Annotated in this window: 30 protein-coding genes and 1 pseudogene; 18 read left to right on the top strand and 13 right to left on the bottom strand. The window is 69.2% G+C overall.

The features are described 5' to 3' along the window. The first annotated feature begins 9 nt into the window (after positions 1-9). From DMC61_RS38480 to DMC61_RS38495, 4 genes are read left to right on the top strand one after another with little or no spacing between them, the layout of a single operon-like run. Positions 10-618 (top strand): hypothetical protein, encoded by a 609-nt coding sequence (locus tag DMC61_RS38480; protein WP_125695400.1) that lies wholly within the window; start codon positions 10-12, stop codon positions 616-618. Further along, positions 615-1,667, top strand: coding sequence for a peptidoglycan-binding protein (locus tag DMC61_RS38485; RefSeq protein ID WP_125695401.1), 1,053 nt, complete (start codon positions 615-617; stop codon positions 1,665-1,667). Before DMC61_RS38480 ends, DMC61_RS38485 begins: the two co-directional genes overlap by 4 nt. Then, positions 1,664-2,353, top strand: a complete 690-nt coding sequence (locus DMC61_RS38490) for an ABC transporter ATP-binding protein (RefSeq protein ID WP_125695402.1) — start codon at positions 1,664-1,666, stop codon at positions 2,351-2,353. The genes DMC61_RS38485 and DMC61_RS38490 overlap by 4 nt, the downstream gene beginning before the upstream one ends. Next, a complete protein-coding gene (locus DMC61_RS38495) occupies positions 2,350-3,543 on the top strand; it encodes an ABC transporter permease (RefSeq protein ID WP_125695403.1) in 1,194 nt (397 codons plus the stop codon). The genes DMC61_RS38490 and DMC61_RS38495 overlap by 4 nt, the downstream gene beginning before the upstream one ends. Here the strand turns inward: DMC61_RS38495 and DMC61_RS38500 are convergent. Genes DMC61_RS38500 through DMC61_RS38510 form a run of 3 tightly spaced genes read right to left on the bottom strand, consistent with a single transcriptional unit; the run spans position 3,540 to position 6,105 of the window. Beyond that, the gene (locus DMC61_RS38500) at positions 3,540-4,025 is read right to left on the bottom strand and encodes a GerMN domain-containing protein (RefSeq protein WP_125695404.1); all 486 of its coding nucleotides are present in this window, start codon (positions 4,023-4,025) and stop codon (positions 3,540-3,542) included. The genes DMC61_RS38495 and DMC61_RS38500 overlap by 4 nt on opposite strands. Continuing rightward, the gene (locus DMC61_RS38505; protein ID WP_125695405.1) at positions 4,022-5,425 is read right to left on the bottom strand and encodes a HAMP domain-containing sensor histidine kinase; all 1,404 of its coding nucleotides are present in this window, start codon (positions 5,423-5,425) and stop codon (positions 4,022-4,024) included. Before DMC61_RS38505 ends, DMC61_RS38500 begins: the two co-directional genes overlap by 4 nt. Further along, positions 5,422-6,105, bottom strand: a complete 684-nt coding sequence (locus DMC61_RS38510; RefSeq protein ID WP_125695406.1) for a response regulator transcription factor — start codon at positions 6,103-6,105, stop codon at positions 5,422-5,424. The genes DMC61_RS38505 and DMC61_RS38510 overlap by 4 nt, the downstream gene beginning before the upstream one ends. Before the next feature lie 73 nt (positions 6,106-6,178). Here DMC61_RS38510 and DMC61_RS38515 point away from each other — a divergent pair, with 73 nt between their 5' ends. Next, entirely contained in the window at positions 6,179-6,802 is a 624-nt protein-coding gene (locus DMC61_RS38515) for an MFS transporter (protein ID WP_125695407.1), read from the top strand. 3 nt (positions 6,803-6,805) lie between these two features. On the opposite strand, the gene DMC61_RS38520 is transcribed toward DMC61_RS38515, so the two are convergent. Next, positions 6,806-7,216, bottom strand: a complete 411-nt coding sequence (locus DMC61_RS38520) for a MarR family transcriptional regulator (RefSeq protein ID WP_125695408.1) — start codon at positions 7,214-7,216, stop codon at positions 6,806-6,808. Positions 7,217-7,303: 87 nt separating this feature from the next. On the opposite strand from DMC61_RS38520, the gene DMC61_RS38525 reads away from it, so the two are divergent. The 4 genes from DMC61_RS38525 (at position 7,304) to DMC61_RS38540 (ending at position 10,493) form a co-directional block, all read left to right on the top strand. Beyond that, positions 7,304-8,380, top strand: a complete 1,077-nt coding sequence (locus DMC61_RS38525; RefSeq protein WP_255431801.1) for a substrate-binding domain-containing protein — start codon at positions 7,304-7,306, stop codon at positions 8,378-8,380. A gap of 83 nt (positions 8,381-8,463) precedes the next feature. Continuing rightward, positions 8,464-8,973: an AmiS/UreI family transporter gene (locus DMC61_RS38530; protein ID WP_370456448.1), complete on the top strand. Its 510-nt coding sequence runs from the start codon at positions 8,464-8,466 to the stop codon at positions 8,971-8,973. 27 nt (positions 8,974-9,000) lie between these two features. Next, positions 9,001-9,999: an aliphatic amidase gene (locus DMC61_RS38535; protein ID WP_125695409.1), complete on the top strand. Its 999-nt coding sequence runs from the start codon at positions 9,001-9,003 to the stop codon at positions 9,997-9,999. A 29-nt stretch (positions 10,000-10,028) separates the two neighbouring features. Further along, positions 10,029-10,493, top strand: a complete 465-nt coding sequence (locus DMC61_RS38540; protein WP_125695410.1) for an SRPBCC family protein — start codon at positions 10,029-10,031, stop codon at positions 10,491-10,493. On the opposite strand, the gene DMC61_RS38545 is transcribed toward DMC61_RS38540, so the two are convergent. Further along, positions 10,433-11,926 carry an MFS transporter gene (locus DMC61_RS38545; RefSeq protein ID WP_370456449.1) on the bottom strand — a complete coding sequence of 498 codons (1,494 nt, stop codon included), beginning with the start codon at positions 11,924-11,926 and terminating at the stop codon, positions 10,433-10,435. The two genes, DMC61_RS38540 and DMC61_RS38545, sit on opposite strands and share 61 nt — an antisense overlap. Before the next feature lie 49 nt (positions 11,927-11,975). Here DMC61_RS38545 and DMC61_RS38550 point away from each other — a divergent pair, with 49 nt between their 5' ends. Both DMC61_RS38550 and DMC61_RS38555 read left to right on the top strand, forming a co-directional pair. Continuing rightward, positions 11,976-12,404, top strand: coding sequence for a helix-turn-helix domain-containing protein (locus tag DMC61_RS38550; protein WP_081809649.1), 429 nt, complete (start codon positions 11,976-11,978; stop codon positions 12,402-12,404). An 8-nt stretch (positions 12,405-12,412) separates the two neighbouring features. Further along, on the top strand, positions 12,413-13,387 hold the full coding sequence (locus tag DMC61_RS38555) for an ROK family transcriptional regulator (RefSeq protein WP_125695411.1): 975 nt from the start codon (positions 12,413-12,415) through the stop codon (positions 13,385-13,387). On the opposite strand, the gene DMC61_RS38560 is transcribed toward DMC61_RS38555, so the two are convergent. The 5 genes from DMC61_RS38560 to ligD (DMC61_RS38580) all read right to left on the bottom strand — a co-directional run bounded on the left by DMC61_RS38560 (position 13,365) and on the right by ligD (DMC61_RS38580) (position 18,128). Continuing rightward, positions 13,365-14,753: an amino acid permease gene (locus tag DMC61_RS38560; RefSeq protein ID WP_125695412.1), complete on the bottom strand. Its 1,389-nt coding sequence runs from the start codon at positions 14,751-14,753 to the stop codon at positions 13,365-13,367. The two genes, DMC61_RS38555 and DMC61_RS38560, sit on opposite strands and share 23 nt — an antisense overlap. Before the next feature lie 32 nt (positions 14,754-14,785). Next, on the bottom strand, positions 14,786-16,150 hold the full coding sequence (locus DMC61_RS38565) for an aminotransferase class V-fold PLP-dependent enzyme (RefSeq protein WP_125695413.1): 1,365 nt from the start codon (positions 16,148-16,150) through the stop codon (positions 14,786-14,788). 79 nt (positions 16,151-16,229) lie between these two features. Beyond that, the gene (locus tag DMC61_RS38570) at positions 16,230-16,763 is read right to left on the bottom strand and encodes a MarR family winged helix-turn-helix transcriptional regulator (RefSeq protein WP_123798827.1); all 534 of its coding nucleotides are present in this window, start codon (positions 16,761-16,763) and stop codon (positions 16,230-16,232) included. Between the two features lie 114 nt (positions 16,764-16,877). Next, on the bottom strand, positions 16,878-17,150 hold the full coding sequence (locus tag DMC61_RS38575; RefSeq protein WP_125695414.1) for a hypothetical protein: 273 nt from the start codon (positions 17,148-17,150) through the stop codon (positions 16,878-16,880). A gap of 60 nt (positions 17,151-17,210) precedes the next feature. Beyond that, positions 17,211-18,128, bottom strand: coding sequence for a non-homologous end-joining DNA ligase (gene ligD / locus DMC61_RS38580; RefSeq protein WP_125695415.1), 918 nt, complete (start codon positions 18,126-18,128; stop codon positions 17,211-17,213). Between the two features lie 46 nt (positions 18,129-18,174). Between ligD (DMC61_RS38580) and ligD (DMC61_RS38585) the strand changes: the two genes are divergently transcribed. After that, the gene (ligD, locus tag DMC61_RS38585; protein ID WP_125695416.1) at positions 18,175-19,140 is read left to right on the top strand and encodes a non-homologous end-joining DNA ligase; all 966 of its coding nucleotides are present in this window, start codon (positions 18,175-18,177) and stop codon (positions 19,138-19,140) included. Here the strand turns inward: ligD (DMC61_RS38585) and DMC61_RS38590 are convergent. After that, on the bottom strand, positions 19,118-19,513 hold the full coding sequence (locus DMC61_RS38590) for a VOC family protein (RefSeq protein ID WP_125695417.1): 396 nt from the start codon (positions 19,511-19,513) through the stop codon (positions 19,118-19,120). The two genes, ligD (DMC61_RS38585) and DMC61_RS38590, sit on opposite strands and share 23 nt — an antisense overlap. Then, the gene (locus tag DMC61_RS38595) at positions 19,510-20,352 is read right to left on the bottom strand and encodes a sigma-70 family RNA polymerase sigma factor (RefSeq protein WP_125695418.1); all 843 of its coding nucleotides are present in this window, start codon (positions 20,350-20,352) and stop codon (positions 19,510-19,512) included. Before DMC61_RS38595 ends, DMC61_RS38590 begins: the two co-directional genes overlap by 4 nt. Positions 20,353-20,456: 104 nt before the next feature. On the opposite strand from DMC61_RS38595, the gene DMC61_RS38600 reads away from it, so the two are divergent. From DMC61_RS38600 to DMC61_RS38615, 5 genes and pseudogenes are all read left to right on the top strand, one after another. Continuing rightward, positions 20,457-20,870: a VOC family protein gene (locus DMC61_RS38600; RefSeq protein WP_125695419.1), complete on the top strand. Its 414-nt coding sequence runs from the start codon at positions 20,457-20,459 to the stop codon at positions 20,868-20,870. 141 nt (positions 20,871-21,011) lie between these two features. Continuing rightward, a complete protein-coding gene (locus tag DMC61_RS38605; RefSeq protein ID WP_125695420.1) occupies positions 21,012-21,827 on the top strand; it encodes a DUF4097 family beta strand repeat-containing protein in 816 nt (271 codons plus the stop codon). Positions 21,828-22,080: 253 nt separating this feature from the next. Further along, positions 22,081-22,197 (top strand): annotated as a pseudogene (locus DMC61_RS42050) (IS30 family transposase); the annotation flags it as partial. Positions 22,198-22,338: 141 nt separating this feature from the next. Further along, complete coding sequence (locus DMC61_RS38610; protein WP_125695421.1) at positions 22,339-23,595, top strand: HNH endonuclease signature motif containing protein; 1,257 nt, start codon at positions 22,339-22,341, stop codon at positions 23,593-23,595. Between the two features lie 63 nt (positions 23,596-23,658). Continuing rightward, positions 23,659-24,273: a tyrosine-protein phosphatase gene (locus DMC61_RS38615; RefSeq protein ID WP_125695422.1), complete on the top strand. Its 615-nt coding sequence runs from the start codon at positions 23,659-23,661 to the stop codon at positions 24,271-24,273. On the opposite strand, the gene pip is transcribed toward DMC61_RS38615, so the two are convergent. Further along, positions 24,270-25,208, bottom strand: a complete 939-nt coding sequence (gene pip, locus DMC61_RS38620; RefSeq protein WP_125695423.1) for a prolyl aminopeptidase — start codon at positions 25,206-25,208, stop codon at positions 24,270-24,272. The genes DMC61_RS38615 and pip overlap by 4 nt on opposite strands. Positions 25,209-25,358: 150 nt before the next feature. Here pip and DMC61_RS38625 point away from each other — a divergent pair, with 150 nt between their 5' ends. After that, a complete protein-coding gene (locus DMC61_RS38625) occupies positions 25,359-26,441 on the top strand; it encodes a glutamate--cysteine ligase (RefSeq protein ID WP_233595093.1) in 1,083 nt (360 codons plus the stop codon). Positions 26,442-26,443: the final 2 nt, after the last annotated feature.

The raw sequence follows: 26,443 nt of genomic DNA on the forward strand, positions 1-26,443 counted from the left end.
CTCGTCCGCATGAGCAGCGAAACCCGTTCCAGGCGGCTGGCCGCGTTGCTGGCCCTCCCGTTGGTGCTTTCGGCGGCGTGCGGTGGCGAGAAGCAGGAAGCGGACATCGCGTCGGCGAACCCGCCGGGCGCGGCCGCACCGTCCACTTCCTCCGCCGCCCCGCAGGCTGAAGGGAAGAGTGCCTTCTACGACGCGCAACTCGCCTACACGCAGTGCATGCGCAAGGAAGGTCTGAAGAACTGGCCGGATCCCTTGCTTTCCGGTTACGCCGACTGGACCAAGATCGAGGTCGTTCAGGAAGAGGAGGAACGCAAGGACTCCCAGACGAAGCTCAGCGCGGCCATGCAGGCATGCAAGGAGCCGATGCAGAAGGCGATGCAGCTGGAGCCGGAAAAAGACCAGCAGAAGGTGTACGAGTCGCTGCTGGCCCACGCCCAGTGCATGCGGGCCAACGGCGTCAGCAAGTTCACCAACCCCACCATGCTGAACGGGATCGCCCAGCCCGGCGGGGACCCGAGCCCGGTCTCCCCGCAGCTCGACACGAACTCGCCTGCGTACAAGCAGGCGGAGACGGCGTGCCGGGACAAGCTCATCGAGCAAGCGCAAGGTATGCAGTGAGGCGCCGGCTGGTGGCCGGCGCGGTGGCGGCCGTGGTGACCGTGGTCGGAGTGGGTGCCTTCGTCGTGGTCAGCGACGACTCCGGCGGCAAAGCGGCCACCGCGAGCGCGCCGCCGGCGGTCGCCGAGATCACCCGTGCCGACCTGGTGCGGAGCAAGACCGTCGACGGCCACTTCGACTACGCGAACCGTCGCGCCGTGAAATCCCCGGTGGAGGGAACGGTGACGCAGGCCGCGGAAGCGGGCAAGACCTTGGAGCGAGGTCAGGTCTTGTACAAGCGGGACGCGCGGCCGGTGGTCCTGCTCTACGGGTCGACGCCGATGTTCCGGGACCTGACCGTCGGCACGCTGGGGCCGGACGTCCAGCAGCTGAAACGCAACCTCCGCGACCTCGGCCGGGCACGGGGCCTGCCCGTCGACAACAAGTACGACGAAGCCACCCAGGCAGCGGTGAAGTCCTGGCAGAAGGCGCTCGGAGTCCTGGAGCCGACCGGTGACCTCGGCAAAGGCGACGTGGTGTTCCAGGAAGGAGCTGTGCGGGTGGTCGCCGCCGACGCCGCTCTGGCCGACCAGATCGGGGCGGACAAGCCCGTCTTGACGATCGCGTCGACCAAGCCGGTCGTGCGGGTCCAGCTGGACAAGGACGACCAAGCACTGGCGAAGGCGGGTACCAGAGTCGAGGTCAGGTTGCCCGAAGGCGCCACGGCGGCCGGGCAGGTGTCCGGGACGGTCAAGGCGGAGTCCGGGACCGGCGCCGAGACCACCACCGGGATCCAGGTCGAGATCACCCTGGACGACGGCGCCGCGATACCCGAGGACACCACCGGGACCTCCAGCGTGAAATTCATCCAAGAGAGCAGGAAGGGGGTGCTGACCGTCCCGGTCGAGGCCATCGTCGCGCTGCGCGAAGGCGGCTACGGCCTGCAGCTCGTCCGCGCGTCGACGACCACGACCGTACGGGTCGAAACCGGTATGAGCGCCGATGGCCGGATCGAGGTCACCGGTTCCGGGCTGGCCGAAGGCATGCAGGTGGGAGCGGCCAAGCCATGACGGCGGTGATCGAGCTGATCGAGGCCACCAAGTCCTATCCCGGTGCCGTGACCGCGCTGCGCGGCGTCGACCTCCGGATCGACGAGGGCGAACTGGTCGCCATCGTCGGCCCGTCGGGGTCGGGCAAGTCCACCCTGCTCAACCTGATCGGCACGCTCGACCGGGCCACGTCGGGCACGGTGCGGGTGGCCGGCTACGACGTGGGTGGCCTGTCGGACGCCGGGCTGTCGGCCTTGCGGGCCCGGCACATCGGCTTCGTGTTCCAGCAGTTCCACCTGGCACCGGGCCGGGACGCCGTGACCAACGTCGCCGACGGGTTGCTCTACGCGGGCGTGCCGATGAGGCAGCGTCGCGACAGGGCCCGTACGGCCCTCGACCGAGTGGGTCTCGGTCACCGGCTGGACCACACGCCCGAGGAGTTGTCCGGCGGAGAGAAGCAGCGCGTGGCCATCGCGCGGGCCCTGGTCGGCGAGCCAGGGCTGCTCCTGGCCGACGAGCCGACCGGAGCGCTGGACACCGCGTCCGGCGAGGTGGTGCTGAACCTGATCCACGAGTTGAACGCGAGCGGCACGTCGATCTGCGTCATCACCCACGACACCGGGATCGCGGCACGGCTTCCCCGGCGCGTCGGGCTCCGGGACGGCGGGATCGTCTCCGACACGAGGGCGGCGGTGACCGCCCCGTGAGCACGCCGCTGAAACCCGCCCGGCTCACTCCTCCCGACATCCTCCGGGTGGGACTGAGCGGGCTGCGGACACGCCGGACGAGGGTGGTGCTGTCCGCGCTGGGCATCGCCATCGGCATCGCGACGATGGTCGCGGTGGTCGGGCTGTCCACGTCCAGCCGGGCCGACCTGATGGCGCAGCTGGACCGGCTCGGCACGAACCTGCTGACCGTCGAGGCGGGCAAGGACGCCGACGGCGAACCGGTGAAGCTCCCCAAGGCCGCGGTCGCGATGGTCGAGCGGATCGGCCCGGTCGAGAAGGTCACCGCGACGGCCGAGGTCGACGCGCGGGTGCGGCGCAGTGACGCGGTCCCGGAAGAACTGGCTCCGGGCGTCACGACCCAGGCCGCACGCATCGATCTGCTCGACGCGCTGGGCGCGAGGGTCGAGCGGGGCCGCTGGCTGGATCCGGCGGGCGAGCGCGTGCCGGCCGTCGTGCTCGGGTCGATCGCGGCCGGGCGGCTCGGCGTGACCGAGCCAGGCGCCAAGATCCTCATGAACGACGAATGGTTCGTGGTCATCGGGATACTGGCACCGGTCGAGCTCGTACCCACCCTCGACCGGGTCGCGTTGGTCGGTTTCCCTGTCGCGGAAAGGTTCTTCGGCTTCGACGGGCATCCGACCACGATCTTCGAGCGGTCCTCCGACGCCTCGGTGGAAGCCGTCCGCGGCGTGCTGGCCCGCACGGTCAACCCGGGCGACGAGCACTCCGTGAAAGTGTCGAGGCCCTCCGACGCACTGGTGGCCAAGGCCGCCACGGACAAGGGGCTGACCACGCTCATGCTGGGGCTGGGCGCCGTCGCGTTGCTGGTCGGCGGGGTCGGGGTGGCGAACACGATGGTCGTGTCGGTACTGGAACGGCGCCGTGAGATCGGGCTTCGCCGGGCTCTCGGCGCCACGAAGAACGCGATCCTCCTCCAGTTCCTCACCGAGTCGCTGCTGCTGTCCGCGCTCGGCGGGGTGGCGGGCGCGCTGCTCGGCGCGGGCGCGACCATCGGTTTCGCCAAGGCACAGGGCTGGACGGCGGTCATCCCGCCGTGGGCGTTGGGCGCGGGTCTGGGCGCCACGCTGGTGATCGGTGTGGTCGCGGGGCTCTACCCCGCCGTCCGGGCCTCCCGGCTTCACCCCACCGTCGCGCTCAACACGGCCTAGCCGGTCAGGAACTGGGAGCACTGGTACGGGCCGACCGTGCCACCTTGTGCCACGACGGTCACCCGTACCGCGTCGGGCCGGGTCCCGTGCAGCAGGGACTCGGCCCGCGAAAGGGTGCAGACCAGCTGACCGGCGGCCATCCCGGCGACACCGGTCACCGGCGTCCGCGGCAGCCGCGCGGTCACGTGACCTTCGACGGCGGACACGAAGAATTCGCCGGTGATGGCGGTCAGATCGGTGAGCCCGGCCGCGAGTTCGGCTTCGTTCGGGCCCGCCATGACGAGTTTGACCGCGGCGGCGAGCTCCGTGATCTCCTTGTCGGGACGGGAAACCCCGCGCAGCCCTTGGTCCGAGGCGAAGTAGATCCGCATCCCTTCGGGGATCCCGGAAGCCGGTGCGCCGCCGTCGAGTACTCCGGTCGGTCTCACGCCACAACCGGCGACTAGGGCCACGGCCACGAAGGACACGAGCAGTCGTTTCATCGGCCGGTCTCCTTTCCGTCGCGGGGAAGCCGGAGAAGGAACACCGCGCCACCGCCTTCGCGATCGAAGTGGGTGATGAGCCCGCCGTGCAGGCGCGCGTTCTCCTGGGCGATGGCCAGCCCGAGACCGCTGCCTTCGGATCGCGTGCGGGCACTGTCCGCCTTGTAGAACCGCTCGAACACGTGCCGCGCGGCTTCGGCCGTGAGCCCCGGCCCGTGATCGGAGACCTCGACGAGCACGTCGTCCGGGGTCGAGCGCAGCACCACCGTCACCGGGGGCGCGCCGTGCCGCAGGGCGTTCCCGACGAGGTTGGCGACGATGACGTCCAGTCGCCGCCGATCGAGCCGGGCGCGTACGGGCGCGAATTCGGCCGAGACCCGGCCCGTCCAGCCCCGCGTGGACAACGTCGCGCGGAGAGCCTCTGCGACGTCGAAGTCCTGCCGGGTCAGAGTCGCGGCTTGGGCGTCGAAACGCGAGATCTCGATGAGGTCGTCGACGAGCCTGGCCAGGCCGGAGATCTCGGTGCTCACCGTTCTCGCGGCGTGGGCCGTGTCGGGCGGAAGGCCGTCGGCGTCCTCGTCGAGCACGGACGACACCATGGTCATCGCGGCGAGCGGGGTGCGAAGTTCGTGGGAGACGTCGGCGACGAACCGCCGCGCACGGGCTTCCTGCTCCCGGATCTCGGCGACCGACGATTCCAGCGCGTCCGCCGTTTCGTTGAAGTCCTTGGCGAGATCGGCGAGTTCGTCGTGGCCCTTGACCGGGACGCGGGTCTCCAGCGCGCCGTCCGCCAGCCGCCGCGTGGCCTTCGCGAGCCGCCGGACGGGCCGCAGGACCGTGCCGGCGGCGAGCAGGGCGAGCACCGCGGCGAGCAGCACGACCGGGACGACACCGTCGCGGACGGTGGTCAGGAGCGCGGCGATGTCGTCCTGCTCCGGCCGCAGCGAGATCACCTCGAACACCTCGACGCCGGACGGCCGTCCTGAACCGGCGAACGCGACCGGTGTGCCCACGACGAGCCACGGCTCGCCGTTCCACTCGACCCGTTGGAAGCTCAGCCGGTTTCCGGCCCGCACCCGCTCCCGCAGCCCGGTGGGAATCGCCTCCTGATCGGCGGGCGCGACCAGGTCCTGATAGCGCGCGACGACCCGCGCGTCACGGGAGCCGGACGCGATGGCCTCGGCGAGCCGGTTCAGCGCGCGCCGGTCGGGCGGGATGTCGAACTCCCCGACACTCGCGTTGACGCGGTCGCGGAAGTTCTGCACGGCGGAGGAACCCGCCCGTTCGAGAATCGCCTCCCGCGCCTGGTCATAGGCCAGCACCGTGGCGGTGGCCGCGCTGAGCAGCGACACCAGCACAAAAGCGACCAGCAGGCGGCCGCGCAGCCCGCCGAACCTCACAGCGGCCCGAAGCGGTAGCCGAACCCTCGCACGGTCTGCACATAGCGCGGCCGGGAAGCGACGTCCTCGATCTTGGCGCGTAACCGCCCGACAGCGGCGTCGACCAGCCGCACATCGGCGAAATAGTCGTGCTCCCAGACCAGTTCCAGCAGTTGTTCCCGGGTGAAGACCCGGCCTGGCGCGGCGGAAAGTTCCAGCAGGAGCCGGAGTTCGGTCGGCGGGATCGCCAGCGGGACACCGTTCTTGGTGACGGTCAGCCCCGCCCGATCGAGGACGAGTCCTTCGTAGTCTTCCCGGTTCCGCGCGGCCGGGGCGACCCGGCGGACCGACGCGCGGATCCTGGCCTCCAGTACCCGCGCCGTCACCGGCTTCACCACGTAGTCGTCGGCGCCGGCCTCGAGTCCGTTCACGATGTCGGCATCGTCGCCGCGCGAGGTGAGCATGATGATCGGCATCGTGTCCACTTCGCGGATCCGGCGGCACACCTCGAAACCGTCCATCCCGGGCAGCATCAGGTCCAGCACGACCACCTCGATCCCGCCCGCGCCGGGACGCCGCAGCAGGTCGAGCCCGTCCTCACCGCTGCCGGCGGCGTCGACGTCGTGACCGTGGCGCCGCAGGACGAGTTCCATCGCGTCGCGAACGGACACGTCGTCTTCGATGAGCAGGACATGCGGCATGATCGTGATTATGGCGCCTTGTTCCCCCGGCGAACCGGCCCATCCACCCTGCCGGACGCTATAGGTTGTGCGCATGTACGTGCCGACCCCGACACAGCACGACCCACGTCCGACCGGGCAGCCGTGGTGGCTCGTCATCGGGCCCGGGTTCGCCGCGCTCATCGGGCTGTTCCTGCTCACCGTGATCTACCGCTTCGACGGCGAGTCTCCCCTGCGGATCGATCTCGGCATGTCCAGCCAAGCGCTACTGCTGAACGGTCTCGTCTCGTACCTCGTCGCGGCCGCGATCGCCTTCCCCGCGGGCCTGCTGCTCGGCGCGCGCTTCCCGACGTCGGTGACCGTGCCCGCGCTCGTCCTGATGCTCATGGGCGTCCTCTTGGTCGCCTTCGTCCCGGGCAGTGGCCTGCTCCTGATCGGCCGGGTGCTGAACGGGCTCGGCGCGGGCGCCGTCCTCGGGGTGACCGTCGCGCTGATCCGCCGGCTCCAGGCCGGTCGCGGCGTCGCGGCCGGGGTGGCGGCCGGTCTCGGTGTGCTCGCCTTGGCGATCGCACCGGTCCTCGGCGGCCTGCTTTCGGACGCCACCGGTTTCCGCGTGGTGTACGTGGTGGCCGCGCTGTTCGTCCTGCTCGCGCTCGTGGTCGCCGGGGTGCTCGGCATCGTCACGCTGGCCAAGCCGAAACCCCTGCCGCACGCCTGACTTTCAGGCGCCGAGCTCCCGCAGGGCCGCGAGCACGTCGTCCGGCACGTCGAGACCGGCTTCCACTTCCGCCACCTTCGTGGCCACGCGGCGGTACGTCGCGCGGCCGCGGGCGCTGAGGTGCACGAGCACGCGACGCCTGTCCGCGGTGTCGACCTCGCGATAGGCCTGCGCGGTGGTGACCAGCTTGTCCACCACCCTCGTCAGCGTCGGGGCGGTGGCGAGCGTCCGGTCGGCGAGGTCGGCCATGGCGAGTCCGCCCTTGCCGCTCAGCGCGTCCAGCACGAGCCACTGGTCCAGGGTGAGGCCTTCCTTGGCCAGCACCTGCTCGACCCTGGCGGCGACGGCACGGGCGGCGCGGGTGAGCGAGCCGGTGAGCGACGTTCCGGCGGTCGTGACGCCGCGTGTCCCCATATCCCGTCCCCTTGCCAAAACCGGACACCCTCGCAATACTTCCAGGTGAAAGCACTTTGACCTTACCGGGCCACCGCACGGAGCGCCATGCCCCTACGCCTCGCCACCCGGCCCCGCGACGACACCTGGCGTGTGGCCATGGTGGTCCCGTTGCAGGGGCCCGCCGGGCTGTTCGGCCCGTCGTGCGAGGCGATCACCGAGCTGGCCGTCCACGAGCTCAACGAATCCGGCGGGATCCTCGGCCGCCAGGTCGAGGCCGAGGTGGTCGACGGCGGCGGCACCCCCGCGCAAGTGGCGGGCGACCTGCGGCGTCTCGTCGACAGCGGACGGGTCGACGCGGTGAGCGGCTGGCACATCTCGTCGATCCGGCACGCGCTCGCGCCGGTCGTGGCCGACAGGATCCCGTACGTCTACACGTCGCTCTACGAAGGCGGCGAGCGCCGCTCGGGCATCTTCTGCACGGGCGAGACACCGCGTTGCCAGATCGAACCGGCCCTGCGCTGGCTGCGTGATCACCTCGGCACCCGGCGCTGGTTCGTCGTCGGCGACGACTACGTCTGGCCGCACCGCTCGACCCGCGCGATCCGGCAGTACGCCAAGGATCTCGATCTGCGCATCACCGGAGAGGCGTTCGTCGGGCTCGGCGCCGGCGATATGTCCACAGTGGTCCGCGGGATCGAACAGTCCACAAGCGACGGTGTACTCATGTTGCTGGTCGGACAGGACGCGGTGCGGTTCAACCGCGCCTTCGCCGCGCACGGGCTCAGCGACCGGCTGGTCCGGTTCAGCCCGCTGATGGAGGAGAACATGCTCCTGGCGAGCGGCGCGAACGCCACCGGCAACCTCTACGTCTCCGCCGCCTACTTCCGTTCCATGGTCACCGCCGACGCGATGGACCTGCTCGGCCGTTACGTCGACCGCAACGGTCCCGGCGCCCCCGCGCTCAACAACGCCGCCGAATCCTGTTACGAGGGGCTGCATACGCTCGCGGAGCTCGTCCGCCGGGCGGGGACGCCGGAGCTTCCCGCGCTCAACGCGGCGATCGACGGCGTCGCCTATCACGGCCCTCGCGGTACGGTCGAATTCCGAGGGCAGCAGGCCGATCAGCACGTCCATCTCGCGGTCGCCGACGGCTACGACTTCGAAGTCCTCACCCGGCTCTGAAATCCGCCCCTTGACTCACCCCGGTGCACCACATACTTTCATTTGAAATTATTCCACGTGACGTCGATTACGCGGAGGTGAGTATGGGCAGCGTGGGCCTGCTCTACGTCGGCGCCGCTCTGATGATCAACGGCCTGATGCTGCTCGGCCGGATACCGCCGCGGTCGGCGGCCGTGCTGAACCTGTTCGTCGGCGCGCTCCAATGCGTCACCCCGACCGTGCTGATCGTGCAGGCGGGCGACGACCGGGACGCGATCCTCGCCGCGTCCGGCCTGTACCTGTTCGGTTTCACCTATCTGTACGTCGGCATCGCGAATCTCGCGGGCCTGGCGCCCGAAGGCATCGGCTGGTTCTCGCTCTTCGTGGCGGGCGCCGCCGTGGTGTACGCGGGAATCGCCTTCTGGCACGACGACGATCCGGTGTTCGGCGCCATCTGGTTGTCCTGGGCGCTGTTGTGGACCTTGTTCTTCCTGGTTCTCGGCCTCGGAAAGGAGCGTTTGACGCGGTTCACCGGCTGGACCGCCCTGCTGCTCAGCCAGCCCACCTGCACGGTGCCCGCCTTCCTCGGCCTCACCGGCGTTTACCCGTCCTGAAAAACCGTTCCGAGAAAAGGAGTCTTCATGCGACACGGTGACATTTCCGCCAGCCCGGACACGGTCGGCGTCGCGGTGGTCAACTACAAGATGCCGCGGCTGCACACCAAGGCCGAAGTCCTCGACAACGCCCGCAAGATCGCCGAAATGGTGGTGGGTATGAAGTCCGGCCTTCCCGGCATGGACCTCGTCGTGTTCCCCGAGTACTCGACGCAGGGCATCATGTACGACCCGAAGGAAATGTACGAGACCGCCGCGACGGTTCCCGGCGAGGAGACCGAGATCTTCGCCGCCGCGTGCCGGGAGGCGCAGACGTGGGGCGTCTTCTCCATCACCGGCGAGCGGCACGAGGACCACCCGGACAAGCCGCCGTACAACACGCTCGTGCTCATCAACGACCGCGGCGAGATCGTCCAGAAATACCGCAAGATCCTGCCCTGGTGCCCGATCGAAGGCTGGTACCCCGGCGAGGACACCTACGTCAGCGACGGGCCCAAGGGCATGAAGATTTCGCTGATCATCTGCGACGACGGGAACTACCCGGAGATCTGGCGCGACTGCGCGATGAAGGGCGCCGAACTGATCGTGCGCTGCCAGGGCTACATGTACCCGGCCAAGGAACAGCAGATCCTGATGGCCAAGGCGATGGCGTGGGCCAACAACTGTTACGTGGCCGTGGCGAACGCCGCCGGTTTCGACGGCGTGTACTCCTACTTCGGCCATTCCGCGATCATCGGTTTCGACGGGCGCACGCTCGGCGAGACCGGCGAAGAGGAATACGGGATCCAGTACGCGCAGCTTTCGGTTTCGGCGATCCGTGACGCGCGGACCTACGACCAGTCGCAGAACCACATCTTCAAGCTGCTGCACCGCGGGTACACCGGCGTGCAGGACGCGGACGAAGGCGACAAGGGGGTGGCGGACTGCCCGTTCGACTTCTACAAGCTCTGGGTCACCGACGCCAAGAAGGCGCAGGAGAAGGTGGAATCGATCACCCGCGACACCATCACTCCTCGGCATCCCTGACGAGGACAGCGCGCCCTAGACTCGGCGCCATGGCCAGGATCGACAGCGGCAGCCGGACGATCGCCGCCCCGCCCGAGACCGTCTACCAGGCACTCCTCGACTGGGAGTCGCTCGAAGCCTGGCTGCCGCCCGAAGGGATGCGCGGCCGGATCGAGCACTGGGATCCGCGGCCCGGCGGCGGTTTCCGGATGACCCTCACCTACCTCGACGCGTCCGCCGCGCCCGGCAAATCGTCGGACGCGACGGACGTCGTCGAGGTCGGGTTCGCCGACCTGGTGCCCGCGGAACGCGTGGTGCACAAGGCCGTCTTCGAATCCGAAGACCCGGCGTTCGCGGGCACCATGACGATGACCTGGGACCTGGCCGCCGCGGGTGACGGCACCGAAGTGACCGTCACCGCGACGGACGTGCCGTCCGGCATCGGCCAGGCCGATCACGAGGCCGGGATCGCCTCCTCGCTGGCCAACCTGGCTTCCTTCGCCGAGACGCGCTGACGGCCGGCCGCGATGACGATCGCGGCGAGCACGGCCATCACCAGCGGCACGACCAGCGCCGCCCGGAACCCGCCGAGCGCCGCCTCGGGCGAACCACCCGCGCCGAGGACGGCGACGTTGACGGCGGTCACCACGGAAAGTCCGAGCGCCGCGCCGAACTGGAACGCCGTGTACAGCAGACCGCCCGCGAGCCCCTGTTCGTCCTCGGCGATCCCGTCGGTGGCGACGATCGTCAGCGGACCGTAGGCGAGCGCGAAGCCGAGACCCAGGATGATCATCGACGGGAACATCGCCGCGTACGTCCAGTCCAGGCCCAGCGGCAGGAAGAGCGCGTAGGACACGGCCGCGAGCACGAGACCGCCGAAGATCAGCCGCGTGTTGCCGAACCTCGCCACCAGCCGCGGGGTGAGCGTCGGCGCGAGGATCGCGTCGATCCCGACCGCCAGCAGCGCCAGGCTCGTCTCCACCGTCGACCAGCCCCGCAGTTCCTGCAGGTACAGCGTGACCAGGAACTGGAACCCGAAGAACGAGCCCGCGAACAGCAGCGCGCTGACGTTCGCCCGCACCAGCGGCCCCGACTTCAGGATGCCCAGGCGCACCAGCGGCGCGGGCGAGCGGCGTTCGACGGACACGAAGGCCACCAGCGCGGCCACTCCCCCGGCGAACGAGGCGACGGTCCAGCCCCAGCCCTGCCCGGGGTGTTCCAGCCGGACCACCGCGTAGGCGATCAAGAGCATCGCCGTCGTGACGGTGACCGCTCCGGCGAAGTCCAAGCGACGCGGGCCGCGTTCGTCGCGAGCGGGTTCCTTGATGAGCCACAGCGCGGCGAGCAGGATGACCGCGGAGAGGATCACCGGGGTGAAGAACACCCAGCGCCAGTCGATCCTGGTCAGCAGGCCGCCGATGACGAGGCCGAGCGAGAAGCCGCCCGCCCCGGTGCCGGCGTAGAACAGCAGGGCCTTGTTGCGCTTCGGGCCCTCTTCGAAGCTCGTGGTGATGATGGACAGGCCCGCCGGGGTCATGAAGGCCGCGGCGACGCCGGTGACGAACCGGGCGAGCAGCAGCATCCAGCCTTCGGTGGCGAAGCCGCCCAGCCCGGAGAAGACGAGGAACACCACCAGCCAGCCGACGAACATGCGGCGGCGGCCGTACAGGTCTGCGGCGCGCCCGCCCAGCAGCATGAACCCGCCGTAGCCGAGCACGTAGGCGCTCACCACGCCGCTCAGCGTCGCGGTCGACAGGCCGAGTTCGGCCCGGATGGACGGCAGCGCCACGTTCAGCATCGCGACGTCGATGCCCTCCAGGAAGATGGCGCCGCACAGCACTACGAGCACGCCCCAGGCCCGCCCGCCCATCCGGTCGGCACGCGGAAGCGTTTGCGAGTTGCTCAAGATCGGATCTCCCTCGGTGAACGGGAACCGACGGTTACTCATCGGCCGGTCGGTTCCCTCTTGTAACCAAGGGGATCTTCCGTCACCATCGATGACCATGGAAGAAGGCACTTTGAACTCACCTAGTCGTTGTGAACTCACCGAGGAGGACTACGAGGCCTTCCAGTGGGACACGCGCGAGGACTGCGAGGTCCGCCAGATCCTGGACCGGGTGGCGGACAAGTGGTCGCTCCTGGTGATCGCCCTGCTGGACCGCAACACCCTGCGGTTCACCGAGCTCAAGTACAAGATCGACGGCATCAGCCAGCGCATGCTCACCACCACGCTGCGGCATCTGGAACGCGACGGGCTGGTGAGCCGGACCGTCTATCCGGTGGTGCCGCCCCGGGTCGAGTACGCGCTGACGCCGCTGGGCATGACGCTGCACAAGACCATCCAGTCGCTGGTCACCTGGACCGAGGACCACCAGAGCGAAATCGCCCTCGCGCGCGCCCAGTACGACAAACGCGTCACCGCCTAGGGAGTCGCATGGCCAGGCTGTCCGGAGGGGATCCGTCACTGCTGCGGCGGCTCAACGCCATCGCCGTCCTGCGCGCGCTGTACGCGGCCGAGGAGCTCACCCTCGCGGAACTGGTCAAGGCGAGCGAGGTCTCCCGGCCGACCGTCGAGGAGATCGCCGCGGACCTCGGCGAACAGGGTCTGGTCGAGGAGGTCCCGCTCTCCCCCGGCGCCCCGCGGCCGCGGGGCAGACCCGCCAAGCGGTACCGGTTCCGCCAGGAGTCCGGGCATGTCGCCGGCCTCGAGATCGGCCCGCATCAGGCGTTGTGCCTGGTCGCCGACCTGCGGGGCGACGTCGTCGGACGGGCGAGGGCCGGGCTCACCCCGGAAACGGCCGCCGCCGACCGGCTCGGCGCCGCGCACCGGGTGCTCGGCGCGGCCGTCGAAGGCCATGCCAACCTGCGGATGCTCGGTGTCGGCACCACCGGTGTGGTGTCCGGCGGCAAGGTCGTCCACAACTACCGGCTTCCCGGCTGGACCGGCGTCGACCTGCCGGCGGAGTTCGGCGGCGGCTGCCCGGTGCTGGCAGGCAACGACACCGAACTCGCGACGCTGGCCGAACACTGGCGCGGCGCCGCGCACGGCCTCGACGACGTCGTCTACGTACGGGCCGGACCCGTCGTCTCGCTGGGCCTGCTGCTCGGCGGGAAGCCGCACGCGGGCCACCACGGGGCGGCGGGCGAGATCGGCGCCCTGCGGCAGGCGGGCGGATTCGTCGAGCTCGTCGCCGCCACGATCATCGCCGTCGACCCGCAGCTGGTGGTGATCGGCGGCGCCGAGGACCCGCTGACGGTGCCGCTGCGCGCCGAACTGGCCCGTCTGGCGCTGTTCCCGGTGCGCGTCGAAACGTCGGCGCTCGGTGAGGACGCGGTCGCGCTCGGCGCGGTCCGGCTGGCGCTGAGCCGGGTCGAGCGCGAACTGTTCAGCGTCGCGGACGTCGCCTGAGCAGGCTGATCACCACGATCAGCACGGCCACCGCGCCACTGGTGAACAGCTGCGTCCGCGCGTCGGCGTCCGTCCACATGAGAACCAGGACGCCCGCCATCGCCAGCAGCGCGACCCAGCTGAGCCACGGGAAACCCCACATCCGCACCGGCAGGCCGGCGGCCGTGCCGTCGCGTTCCGCCGCCTTCCGCAGCCGCAGCTGGGAAACGGCGACGAAGATCCAGACCAGCAGGATGTTCGCCCCGATGGCGTTGAGCAGGAACGGAAGCACGTGTTCGGGGGCGAGGAAGTTCAGCAGCACGGCCACGAAACCGAAGGCCACCGACGCGAGCACCGCCGTCCGCGGGACACCCGTGCCGGACAGTTTCAGCATCGCGCGCGGCGCTTCACCGCGTTCGGCCAAGGAGAACACCATCCGCGAGGCACCGTAGAGGTTCGCGTTGAGCGCCGAGAGCAACGAGGTCAGCACGACGAAACTCATCAGCAGTGCCGCCGACGGCACCCCGACCTTCTCCAGGATGGTGACGAAGGGGCTGGTGTTGGCCGAAGCGGATTCCCACGGCAGCAACAGCACCATCAGCGCCACGGAACCGATGTAGAACAGCAGCAGCCGCACGATGACCGTGCGCGTGGTGCGGCGGATCGAACCCGCCGGGTCGTCGGACTCCGCCGCCGCGATGGTCACCAGTTCCATGCCGCCGAAGGAGAACGCGACCGCGAGCAGGCCGGTCAGCACCCCTTGGAGGCCGTTGGGCAGGAAGCCACCGTGTCCGGTGAGATTGCTCAGCCCGACCGGCGTCGTGCCCGGCAGGACCCCGAACACCGCGAGGGTGCCGAGTACGAGGAAGGCGACCACGGCGGTCACCTTGATCGCGCCGAACCAGAACTCGAACTCCCCGAACGAGCGCACGGCGAACAGGTTCACCACGGTCAGCACCGCCATGAACAGCAGCACCCAGGTCCACTGTGGAACCTGGGGCAGCAGCTCGTTCGCGATCGCCGCGGCCGCGGTCGCCTCGGCGGCGACCACGACCACCAGCAGCGACCAGTACAGCCAGCCGACGGTGAACCCGGCCCAGCGGCCGAGCGCCTTCTCCGCGTACACCGAGAACGAGCCGCTGCTCGGCTCGGCGGCCGCCATCTCGCCCAGCATGCGCATCACGAGCACCATGAGCAGGCCCGCGACCACATAGGACAGCAGGATGCCGGGGCCCGCGGTCTTGATCCCCGCGCCGGTACCGACGAACAGCCCGGCGCCGATCGCCCCGCTGATGGCCAGCATGGTGACGTGCCGGCGCCGGAACCCGTTTCCGAGCGTTTTCGTCTCGATCGCGGTCACGGGTTCGGCGGGACCTGGTGCGGGCATGGTGGATCCATTCGTCTGCGGTACTGGCGAGCTCAACCGCGGGACAACTCTTCCAGCCGCTCGTGCAGCCGGTCGACGTGGTCCTCGCTTTCGGGCTTCATCAGCACGCTACGCAGGATCCTCGCGCCGTCCGCATCCGCGTCGACCCCGGTGTGACGCAGACCGAACTGCGCCTCGCCGATCCGCAGCGTGCTGAGGAACACCGGTTCCCTGGCCGCGGCCATTCCGGTCCGCAGGATCCGCGCGCTCTCCTCGTCGATCCTCGACAGCGAAAGCGGCTCCGTGCGGGGGAAGTAGGTGACGATGTCGAGTTCCGGTGGCTGGTACAGGTCGAACCGCTCGGAGTCCTCCAGCAGCTTCGCCCACCGCAGCGCCGCGCGGCGCCCGGCCGCGAGCACCTTGCCCAGTCCGTCGGGGGTCGGCGGCAGGACGCGGAAGGTGAGCCACAACGCGGCGGCGGCCGCGCCCGCCCGGGAACATTCGAGGCTGATCTCGCCGAGATGCAGCTCTTCCGAGGTGAAGTAGGTGTACGGCGAATCGTGCAGGAAGAACCGGCCCACCGCGGGGTCGGAGAACAGCACCGCGCCGCAGCCGTAGGGCTGGAGGCCGTGCTTGTGCGGGTCGATGACGATCGAGTCCGCCTCGGCGATGGCGTGCCACGGGGCTTCGGGCAGCCCCTCCGGACCGTCCAAACCGGACAGAAGCCGGAAGAAACCCCCGTAGGCGGCGTCGACGTGCACCCGGACGCCGTAGCGCTCGCGCAGCGCCAGCGCCTCGTGGATCGGCTCCACCGTGCCGAGCGCGGTCGTCCCGGCGGTGAGGACGACGGTGCCGATCTTCCCGGTGCGCAGCAGCTCTTCGAGCGCGTCGAGGTCCATCGCGCCGCGCGCGTCGACGGGCACCGTATGCCCCTCGACGCCGAGGACGCCGCACATCCGGCCGTGCGTGTAGTGGGCCTCGGCGCTGTACGCGATGCCCTTGCCGGGATGCGTTTCCCGCGCGACGAACAGCGCCTCGAGGTTCGCGATCGTGCCACTGGTGGTCAGATGCCCCAGATGCTCGGTGTAGCCGAACATCGTCGCCAGGGCCTGGACGACCTCGCGTTCCATCTCGGCCGTCGCGGGGCCACCGTCGAGCGCGTGGTTGTTGGGGTTGACCAGCATCGCGGTCAGGTAGCCGACCACCGCGGCCGGATGCGGCGGTTTGAGCATCTGGCCGGCGTAGGACGGGTGGAAGAACGGGTAGTTGTCCTTCAACCGCTCGGTGAGCTCCTCGAACGCCGTCTCGAACCGCCCGTCGGAGATCTCCAGCGACGGATGCGGCCGGACGGGGGTGAACGTCTCCGCCCACGCCTCGTTCGACGTCAACGCCTGACCGAGCCAGTACCGGAAGTCCATCAAGGGCGCCCTTCGCTTCGTTCGGCTCCAAAAAACGTAGGAGTCGCCGGAGGTTTCGCGCAACCGTCTTCGGTAGGGGTCAGCTCCCCCGGGTCCGCCGCTCCTCGCCCTTCTCCTCCAGCTGCCGGACGATCTCCCGCAGCGAAGCGGCCAGCTCGGTGCACTTCTCGGAGCTGAGCCGTTCGGTGACGAACGCTTCCTCCTGGTTGAACTCCGGGAAGAGCTCCCGCATCAGCCGCTCGCCCTCCGGGGTCAGCGCGAGCAGCACCAGCCGCCCGTCGACGGGGTGTTTGCGCCGGGTGACCAGGCCGTGCGCCTCCAGGGTCTTCATCACCCCGGTCAGCGTCCCCTTGGTGATCCCGGACTCCGCGGCGACGTGCCTGGTCTCCTTCTCGCCGAAGATCCACACCACCCAGAGCACCACGAACGCGGTCCAGGTGAGGCCCGCCGTGCGCAGTACCGAGTTCTCGAAGTGCAGCCGGACCGCGGTCGCGGCGCGGTGGAGGTTGGCCACCGCCTCCATCCGCTCCCACAGCAGCGGGATACCGCCCAGTTTGGCCCGGACGGCGTTCTCGGTCTCGGCCAGCGTGTGATACCCGGTCAACAGCCACATCCTCACCGGCCCCGGAGGCACCAGCCCGGTGGGCACGCACCCCCGCGCACCCGCTCCGCAGATCGTATGCGGAACGGGCGGGAGTCCACAGTGGTCTTTCCGGGTTGCTCTTCGCTAAGCGGCGGGCGCCAAGGGCTGCAGCAGATCCTGTCCTGTTTCGGACAATTCCGCGGGTACCCGGCTGCCGGGAACGCCGCCGCCGGGGGTCCGGATCAGCCCGGCGTGGGCCAAGCGGTGGGCCGTGCTCTGGTCACTGCACGGCAGGCCGTCGACGTAGAGATCGGGCTCCAGGCTGACGGTGATCTCGGCCCTGCCCTGTGCCACGGCTCGCAGCATGGCCAGGGCTCGCGATGACCAGCCTTCGGGGTCTTTGGTGTGTTCGGTCATTCGGGGTCACTCCTCTGACCTGAGGTTTTCCCGATGGCCGCGGTTCAAACATGAGCCCGGTCACCGTTGGGGAACGGCCGCGCGGTGCTCGGCGATGTCCCCGAACAGGTCGCCCATCTCCTCGACGCGTTCGAGCACCTGTTCGGCGGTGAACAGCAGGTCGGCGGCCTTGCGGCAGGCTTCGACCTCCTCCCAGGTCACCGGCGTGGAGACGGTCGGGACGGCGCGGCCGCGCAGCGAGTACGGCGCGATGGTGGTCTTGGCGGTGTTGTTCTGGCTCCAGTCGATGAACACGCGGCCGGGGCGGATCGCCTTCGTCATCTTGGCGACGATGGTTTCCGGTGACCGGCGCGCGAGTTCCTCCGCGACGGCCTTGGCGTACTCGGAGGTGCGTTCGTCGGAGCGCGTGCGCACCGGGCAGTACAACTGCATTCCCTTGTTGCCGCTGGTCTTCGCGTACACCGTGAGACCGTCTCCGATGAGCAGGTCGCTGAGTGTCTCGGCCACCCGGCAGCAGTCGACGACGTCCGCGGGCGGCCCGGGATCGAGGTCGAACACCAGCAGATCGGGTGATCTCCGCGCGCCGCGCGGGCCGACCGTCCACTGTGGAACATGCAGTTCCAGCGCGGCGAGATTGGCCGCCCACATCAGCGTCGGGAGATCGCCGACGACCGGGTAGTCGAGCGTCTCCTCCCCGCCCCGGCGGCCGCGGTTGGTGAGCCGCGCGGTGCGCACCCAATCGGGCGCGTGGCGGGAAACGTTCTTCTCGTAGAACGGTTCGCCGTCGACCCCGTCGGGGAACCGGCGGAAGGTGGCGGCGCGGTCACGCAGGTGCGGGAGCATCGCCGGGGCTATCCGGCGGTAGTAGTCGAGAACCTCGCGTTTGGTGAACCCGTGCGCGGGATAGAGCACCTTGTCCAGATTGGACAGCCCCAGCCGCCGCCCCTCGACCTCGACCGTTATCCGCTCCTCAGGCACCCTTCGACGATAGATCACCGGCGGGGTTTCCGGGGTACCGTGAGGCATGAGTACCGTGCCGGACGCGATCGCCCCGATGCTGGCGACCGACGGTGACCTGCCCACCGGCGGGTGGGGGTACGAATACAAATGGGACGGCTACCGCTGCTGCCTGCGTGTCGCGCGCGACGGCGAAACGCGCCTGACCAGCCGCCGCGGGCTCGACATCACGGCGACGTACCCGGATGTCACCGGCGAGGCGCTCGATGGACACGAAGCCGTCCTCGACGGCGAGATCGTCGTGCTCGACGAGCAGGGACGGCCCAGCTTCCCGCTGCTCCAGACCCGGCACCTGCGCACGCCGGACGCGTCGTTGCTGGAACGCAGCCCGGTGCACTTTTTCGCCTTCGACGTGCTGCTCCTCGACGGCGACGTCCTGCTCGACGAGCCGTACGAGGCCCGGCGCGAGGTGCTGACGTCCTTGGGCGCCGGCGGCCGCATCGCCATCCCACCGGGGTACACCGACGAGGACGTCTCGCCCGATCAGCTGCTCGACGTCGTCCGGCAGCACGGGCTCGAAGGTTTGATCGCGAAGAAGCTCGACAGCCGGTATTACCCCGGCAAGCGCACACGGCAGTGGGTCAAACGGGCGCTGTGGCACACCCAGGAGGTCGTAATCGGCGGCTGGCGGCCCGGCGACGGACGGCGCTCGGGGACGCTCGGCGCGTTGCTGCTCGGCGCCCACGACGAAGCCGGGGACCTGCGGTACATCGGCGACGTCGGGACCGGGTTCACCGACAAGGTCCTCGAAGACCTGCATGCCCGGCTCACTCCACTGGAGCGCAAGAAGCCTCCCTTCGCTTCGCAGGTCCCGCGCGATCGGGCACGGCGGGCGCACTGGGTGGAACCGGAACTCGTCGGCGAGGTCGTGCACCGGAACTGGACGCCGGACGGCCGGCTGCGGCATACGACGTGGCGGGGTTTGCGGGCGGACAAGACGCCTGAGGACGTCAAGCTTCCTTCCTCTGGATGAAGCGCAGCATGTTGCCGGAGGGGTCGAGGAAGGCGCAATCACGTACTCCCCCGGGCCGGTCGATCGGTTCCTGCATCACTTCCGCGCCCGCGGCCTCGATGCGCTCGAAGGTGCCGTCGCAGTCGTCGGTCGCGAAGACGAGCCGGTTCAGCAAGGCCTTGGACATCAGGTCTTCGATCGCGGACCGGTCGGCCGGTGAGGCACCGCGGTCCGCGTCGGGTGGTTCGAGGACGATCCGCACGTCCGGCTGCGAAGGCGGCCCGACGCTCACCGGTCCGTCACTCCACACGGTGAAACCGAGCACGTCACGATAGAAGCCGAGCGCGCTGCCGAGATCGTGGACGGCGAGCGTGCACGAGAAGAACCGGATCATTTGGCGCTGAGGAAGACGATTTCGAGACCGCGAAGGCGTTCCGGGTCCGTGTCGATGTCGATCCGGGTGATCTTCCCGTCGCGAACGCTGAACGTGAAGACGGCCTTCGCTTCGCCGCGATGCGACCAGACCGCCGACGGATCCCCGCCGACCAGGGCCGGCCGGGCCGCCTCCGCGCGACCGGAGAAGAAGGTCGCGACCGCGTGGCCGCCGCGGACCTCGCCGACCACGGCGTCCGGGTCGAGCACTTCGAGCAGGGCTTCGAAGTCCCCGTTCCGGGCGGCGGCCAGGAAGGCGACGATGACCTCCCGTTTCGGGGATCGCGCCGCGTCGGTCTCGTCGGAAGCGGTCTGCACCCGGCGTCTGGCCCGGCTCGCGAGCTGCCTGGCCGCCGCCGGCGAACGGCCGAGAACCGTGCCGATCTCGCCGAACGACACGGCGAACACGTCGTGCAGGACGAACGCGAGCCGCTCGGCGGGGTTCAGCTTGTCCAGCACCACCATCAGCGCGACCCCGACCGAGTCGGCCAGCAGCGCCTCGTCCTCCGGGTCTTCCCTGGTGACATCGGGCAGGGCGGGCTCGGGCGGCATCGCCCCCGCGGACTCCTCCCGTCTGGCGCGGCGGGCTTCCAGCATGTTCAGGCAGACCCTGGCGACGACCGTGGTCAGCCAGCCCGCCGGATTCTCGATCTCGTCGGTGTCCGCGCGGCTGACCCGCAGCCACGCCTCCTGCACCGCGTCCTCGGCCTCTCCGGGCGAGCCGAGTATCCGGTAGGCCACCGCCCGCAAGCGGCCCTGGTGTTCGGCGAACCGCTCGCTCACCCACTCCTGCTCGGCCATCTGTCACATTCCTCCGTCCGGGTCTGTCACTGCGAATGACCGGCGAACCCGTCCCGATGTGACATCGCCGGTCCGACCACCCGTTTCGAATCCAGGAGATCATCATGAAAGCGCACGTCAGCTCGATCCTCCTCGGCGTCAAGGACCTGGCCAGGTCCAAGGCGTTCTACACGGAGGGCCTCGGCTGGAAGATCAAGGACGACTACGGCGTCTCGGTGTTCTTCGAACCGGACGGCGGCACCTGGGTCGGCTTCTACGGCCGCGAAGGCCTCGCGGCCCAGGTGGGCACGAGCCCGGAGGGCAATGGCTTCAGCGGACTGGTCCTCAGCTACGTCGTCCGCAGCGAGGCGCGCGTCGACGAGATCGTCGCTGAGGCCGAGAAGGCCGGGGCCACGGTCCTGAAGCCCGCGGGCGCCCTGGCGTGGGGCGGGTACGGAGGCACCTTCGCGGACCTGGACGGCTACGTCTGGAGCATCAGCTACAGCGGGAAGAGCACGGATCAGCCGTACGCGGAGTGATCACCGATTGAGCCCGGGCCCGTCGTGTTCTCGCGAGGGGCCCGGTGTCTCCGGCGTGTCAGCGCCATGGCGGTCCGGTGTCAGGCGGGTCGGCGATCGTTGCTTTCACCACGAGAGATCACCACCACCAAGGAGTTCGAGATGTCCGTCTTCCCCACCCCGCAGCCGATCGCCGCCACCCTGACCGTCGCCGGCGCCCGGGTCCGCCTCACCGCGAGCGACCGCACCGACACGGTGGTCCTCGTCGAGCCGATCGACGCCACGAGCAAGTCGGACGTGAAGGTCGCCGAGAACACCAAGGTCGGCTTCGATGGCGGCAAGCTGTCGATCGAGACGAAGAAGGCGGGCGGCAAGAACGGCTCGGTCGCGATCACGATCGAGGTGCCCACCGGTTCTCAGCTGGCCCTGAACACCGCTTGGTCGGACGTCGACGCCGACGGCCGGTTCGGCGACTGCGCGCTGGAGATGTCGTCCGGACAGGTCCGGATCGACCGCGCCGCGGCGGTGCGAGGCGACCTCGCGGCAGGCGAGATCGCGATCGGGCACGTCGCCGGGGCCGTGAACATCGAAGGCGGCTCGGCCGGAGTCCGGATCGGCGAGGTCGAAGGCACCGTCAAGTATTCGGGCTCGACCGGGAAGGTCTGGATCGGGCACGCCCGGTCCGACGTCGAACTTTCCGGCTCCAGCGGAAGTTTCGACATCGACCGCGCCGACGGTGACGTCGTCGCGTCGGCGGCGAACTGCCCGATCCGCGTCGGGCGGCTGTCGCGCGGCGAGGCCGAACTGATGAACGCTTCCGGCGGCATCGAGGTCGGCGTCGACGCGGACACCGCGACGGTGGATGCCAAGAGCACCAAGGGATCCGTGCACAACTCCCTCGCGCCCGCCGGCGAGGGCGGCGTCAAGATCCACGCCCGCACGCGGCTGGACGACATCGTCATTCACCGCGCCGCGTGATCCCGGCTGGTTCGGTGGGGTGGCCGTAGTTAGCCGGCTGATTGCGGCCACCCATTTCCTGGGCGCGAGTGGAATTCCGGCACCTGCTGCCGATCACAGGAGCCCGTAGGCCATTTTCTGGGGCGATATATTGGAGTCAAACTGTCATTGCGCCACGAGGGATCGTGATGATGTTGCCGAGTGATGGGCGCGGCTCGCGGTGTTCCGTTGCACGCGATGGAGCGTGAGTTGACCGCGTTGCCGGTACGCCAAGTTCACCATTGCCACCGACATGCCCGCCTACTTCTGCGACCCGCACTCACCATGGCAACGCGGCAGCAACGGTCTACTTTGCCAGCACCTTCGACGAACGAACTCATTGACCGTCCACGTGAGACCCTTGGCTGACTCAAGCCTACCGAAGTCTTCAACAAACTCCCGCTAGACTCAGGTGGCGCATTGATCCGTTGAAACCGCCTATAGTCTGAATATGTCATAGCACAGGTGTTCGATTCGGCGTACTATTGATCTTGTGTCCAGCGACGATGCATCCCCGAAGACGACCACCGAGTGGTGGCGCGTCGACACCGCGACGCTGCACGCCCGCAAACAGGAACTCGAAGTTCTTAAGCGCCAGTTGGATGCCGAGCAGAACGCGATCCTCGCCGAAATCAATTCCCGCGGGATCCGTGGCTGCTCGGGTCATTCGACGTTGACGGGATTGATTCTCGAGGACTTCCTGGTCTCAGACAAAGAAGCCACCGCCCGCGCCGACCGGGTCCTCGCTCTGCATCCCGGCCCAACGATCGGTGGGGACCCCGAGCCGCCGTTGGCTCCGTTGACGGCTGAGGCTGCTGCGGAGGGCGCGATCGGTGGGGGTCAGATCGACGCGATCATCAAGACGCTCGCCCGCATCCCCTCCACCGTTCCCGAGGAAGAGGTGCGGACTGGGGAGAAGATCCTCGTCGAGCTGGCCCGGCACGCCGGGCCGAGGCAGATCGCCCGCGCCGGACGCCGCCTCCTCGACGAACTCGACCCCGACGGCAAAGAACCCCGCAACGAAGACCCCAAAGACACCCGCCCCGAACTACGGTTCATCAAACACCGCGACGGCACCCTAGGCCTCAAAGCCCGACTCGACCTGGAAACCTACGCCCGCTTGAAGTCCGACCTGGATCCGATGGCCAAACCCCACAAGGCCATCGACGGGGTCCGTGATGCTCGGACACAGGACGAACGCTACGGGGACGCCTTCACCGACTACGTCCGATTGAAGACCACCAGCCGCAACCTCCCCGGCCAAGCAGGCGAAGCCACCCACATCCTCATCACCATGTCCTACGACGACCTGATCCGGGACATCGGCGAAGCCCACCTCGACCTCGTCGGACCGATCAGCGCCACCGACGCGCGGATCCTCGCCTGCGACGCCCGCGTCCGCCCCGGCGTCCTCGGCACCGCAGGCGAACCCCTCGACATCGGCCGATCCAAACGCACCGTGTCGCTGGCACAGAAATACGCACTCACTATCCGCGACGGAGGCTGCGCGTTCCCGGGCTGCGACATGCCCGTCCCACGCTGCACCGCCCACCACATCGTCTTCTGGCGACACCACGGCGAAACCAAAATCGACAACCTCGTACTCCTCTGCACCAAACACCACCGGTTGATCCACCGCAGCGAATGGAAAGTCCAGATCGCCCAAGACGGACTCCCCGAGTTCACCCCGCCCGCCTACCTCGACCCCACCGGCACACCAAGGCGCAACACCATGCACCTACGGACATAGGCCGACCCCGTGAGCCGCCTAAGCTCGAAAACCACGAAACTGACGAAAACTTGGAGTCGCTCGATGAAGTTGCTTTGGGAAGGCTGCTCCAACAGCCGCGACGTCGGCGGCTTGCTCTCGGCCGATGGACGGCGGATCCGTTCCGGCGTGCTTTTCCGTTCCGACAGCCACAATCGGTTGACCACCGAGGGGAAAGCAGCGGTCCGGGCGGCGGGGATCGGCCGCATACTCGACCTCCGATGGGCGCGGGAAACCGAACTGGAGCCCAGTCCGTTCGCGGACGATCCGGTGTACCGCAACGCGCCCTTGATCGCCGAACTGGCCGAACTAGGCACCACCATGCCGGACGCGTACCGCACGATGCTCGACGACAACCGACGTCAGATCACCGGCGTCTTCGTTCAGCTGAGCGACGCTCCGCCCGGTCCGCTCGCGGTGCACTGCAGTGCCGGGCGCGATCGGACGGGAGTTCTCGTCGCGCTCGCGCTGAGTGTCGCGGGCGTGCCACCCGCGGCGATCGCCGAGGACTACGCGCTCACGGAAGGATGCAGCGGCGACACGATTCTCCGTACTTTGGCCCACTTGGAGAACCGCCACGGAGGCGCATACAACTACCTGACGAAGGGAGGAGCCACCAGGACTCAGCTAAGCCAGGTAAGGGATTGTCTGCTCGCTTAAGACGAAGCAAACCGGTCCAGCGCCGCGAGCTTCCAAGCCCGCTTCACGTCACTCGAATGGTGTCCTGAATCGTCGTCGATCAGCAACTCCGCGCCGGGCCAGGCGCGGGCGAGTTCCCAGGCCGTGTCCACCGGGCAGCTCAGGTCGCGACGGCCGTGGATCAGCACTCCGGGAATGTCGCGCAACAGACCGGCATCGCGGATCAGCGCGCCGGGCTCCAGCCAGCCGGCGTGGGAGTAGTAGTGCGTGACGATGCGCGCGAACGCGAGTTCCCATTCGCCGATCGGACCATTGTGGACGGTCGCGCCGGGTTCGAGTGAGAGCACGGTGTCCTCCCAGCGGCACCAGGAACGGGCGGCGTCGATCCGCACCCGTGGGTCGGGATCTTCCAGGAGCCGCGCGTAGGCGGCGACCAGGTCACCGGAGAGATCACCGCGGAAACGGGCCCATTCCTCGGGGAAGAACCGGCCGGCGCCGTGATACAGCCAGTCGATCTCGGAGGGCCGTGTCGTGCTGATCGAGCTGACGACGATCTCGGTGACCCGCTCCGGGAATCGTTCGGCGTAGGCGAGCGCGAGGGTGGTGCCCCAAGAACCGCCGGTGACGAGCCAGCGTTCGATCCCCAGGTGTTCCCGCAGGCGTTCCATGTCGGCGACGAGATGGTCCGTCGTGTTGTGCCGCATGTCGGTCGCCGGGTCGCTCGCGTGCGGGGTGCTGCGGCCGCAGCCGCGCTGGTCGAACAGCACCGCGCGATAGCGGGCCGGGTCGAACATCCGCCGCATCCCCGGCGTACAGCCCTGCCCGGGGCCGCCGTGCAGCATGACCGCGGGCTTCCCGGCGGGGTTCCCGCAGGTCTCCCAGTAGACGAGGTTGCCGTCACCTACATCGAGCAGTCCCTTGTCATACGGCTCGGCAGGTGGATACAGATCGATCATGAACGAAGACTAGACCGTCCGTGAGGCCACGAAACACTTTCGCCGCAACGAAGTTCAGCACACCGGCCCTTTCCTCGCCGCGCCCGAAGGGGCAGATTCGGAGGTTCACCGGCGAAAAACCACGAACGGGGAACCATGGCGGTCGACGGCATGACCTACACCGTTGGAGTGGAAGAAGAGTTCGTCCTGCTCGACCCGGTCGACGGCTCGGTCGCGTTGCGCGCGCCCGAGCTTCTCGAAAGCCTTACCCCCGGGCCCGACGTCACCGGTGAGCTGATGCGGTTCCAAATCGAGACCGCGACCGGCGTCTGCCGCGGCCTGGACGAGGTGCGCTCGGAGCTGACGCGGCTGCGGCAGATGGTCGCGACGGCGGCGGAAGCCGACGGTTGCCTGATGGTGGCGGCGGGGATCCCGCCCGGCGGCCTGCGGGGAGACACGCTCACGCCCGAACCGCGCTACCGGCGGATGGCGCAGGCGTTCCCGGAGCTGATCGGCGAGGCCGGGACGTGTGCCTGTCATGTGCATGTCGGCCTGCCGTCGCGGGATCTCGGCGCCCGCGTCCTCGCCGGGCTGCGGCCGTGGCTCGCGCCGTTGCTGGCGCTCAGCGTCAACTCCCCGGTGGAGAACGGCGCCGATTCCGGCTGGGCGAGCCGGCGTTTCCCGATCTGGAACCGGTGGCCGACGGCGAAGCCACCCGAGGAATGGCCCGGTGCGGCCGCGTACGACCGGAGCATCCGGGAGGCCTTGCGCCGCGGCGCCGCGCTCGACGCGGCGGGCGTGTACTTCTACGCGCGTCTTTCCCCTCGGCATCCCACGGTCGAGGTGCGGATCGCCGACGTCTGCCTCGCCGTCGACGACGCCGTGCTCCTCGCGGCGCTGGTGCGCGGGCTGGTCGCGACCTGCGCCGCGACGACGAGACCGCCGCGTGCCCGCAGTGCCCGGATCGACGCCGCCTTGGCGGCCGCCGCGCGCCGCGGTCTCGACGGGCCGGGCGTCGACGTCTTCACCGGCCGGGAGGCCGATCAGCGGGAATTGCTCGGCGAACTCGTCGAGTTCATCCGGCCGGCGCTCACGGCCGCGGGCGACGCCGAAGACGTCGAGCGTGGGTTGGATTCACTCTTCGAACACGGGACCGGCGCGACCCGCCAGCGCCGGTTGCTCGCGGAAGCGGCTTCTCCCGGCGAGTTCGCCGTGGATCTCGCCCACGCGACGATGAACGTCCCCGCCCGGTAGGC

The organism is Amycolatopsis sp. WAC 04169, from assembly GCF_003947535.1.
Lineage (GTDB): Bacteria > Actinomycetota > Actinomycetes > Mycobacteriales > Pseudonocardiaceae > Amycolatopsis > Amycolatopsis keratiniphila.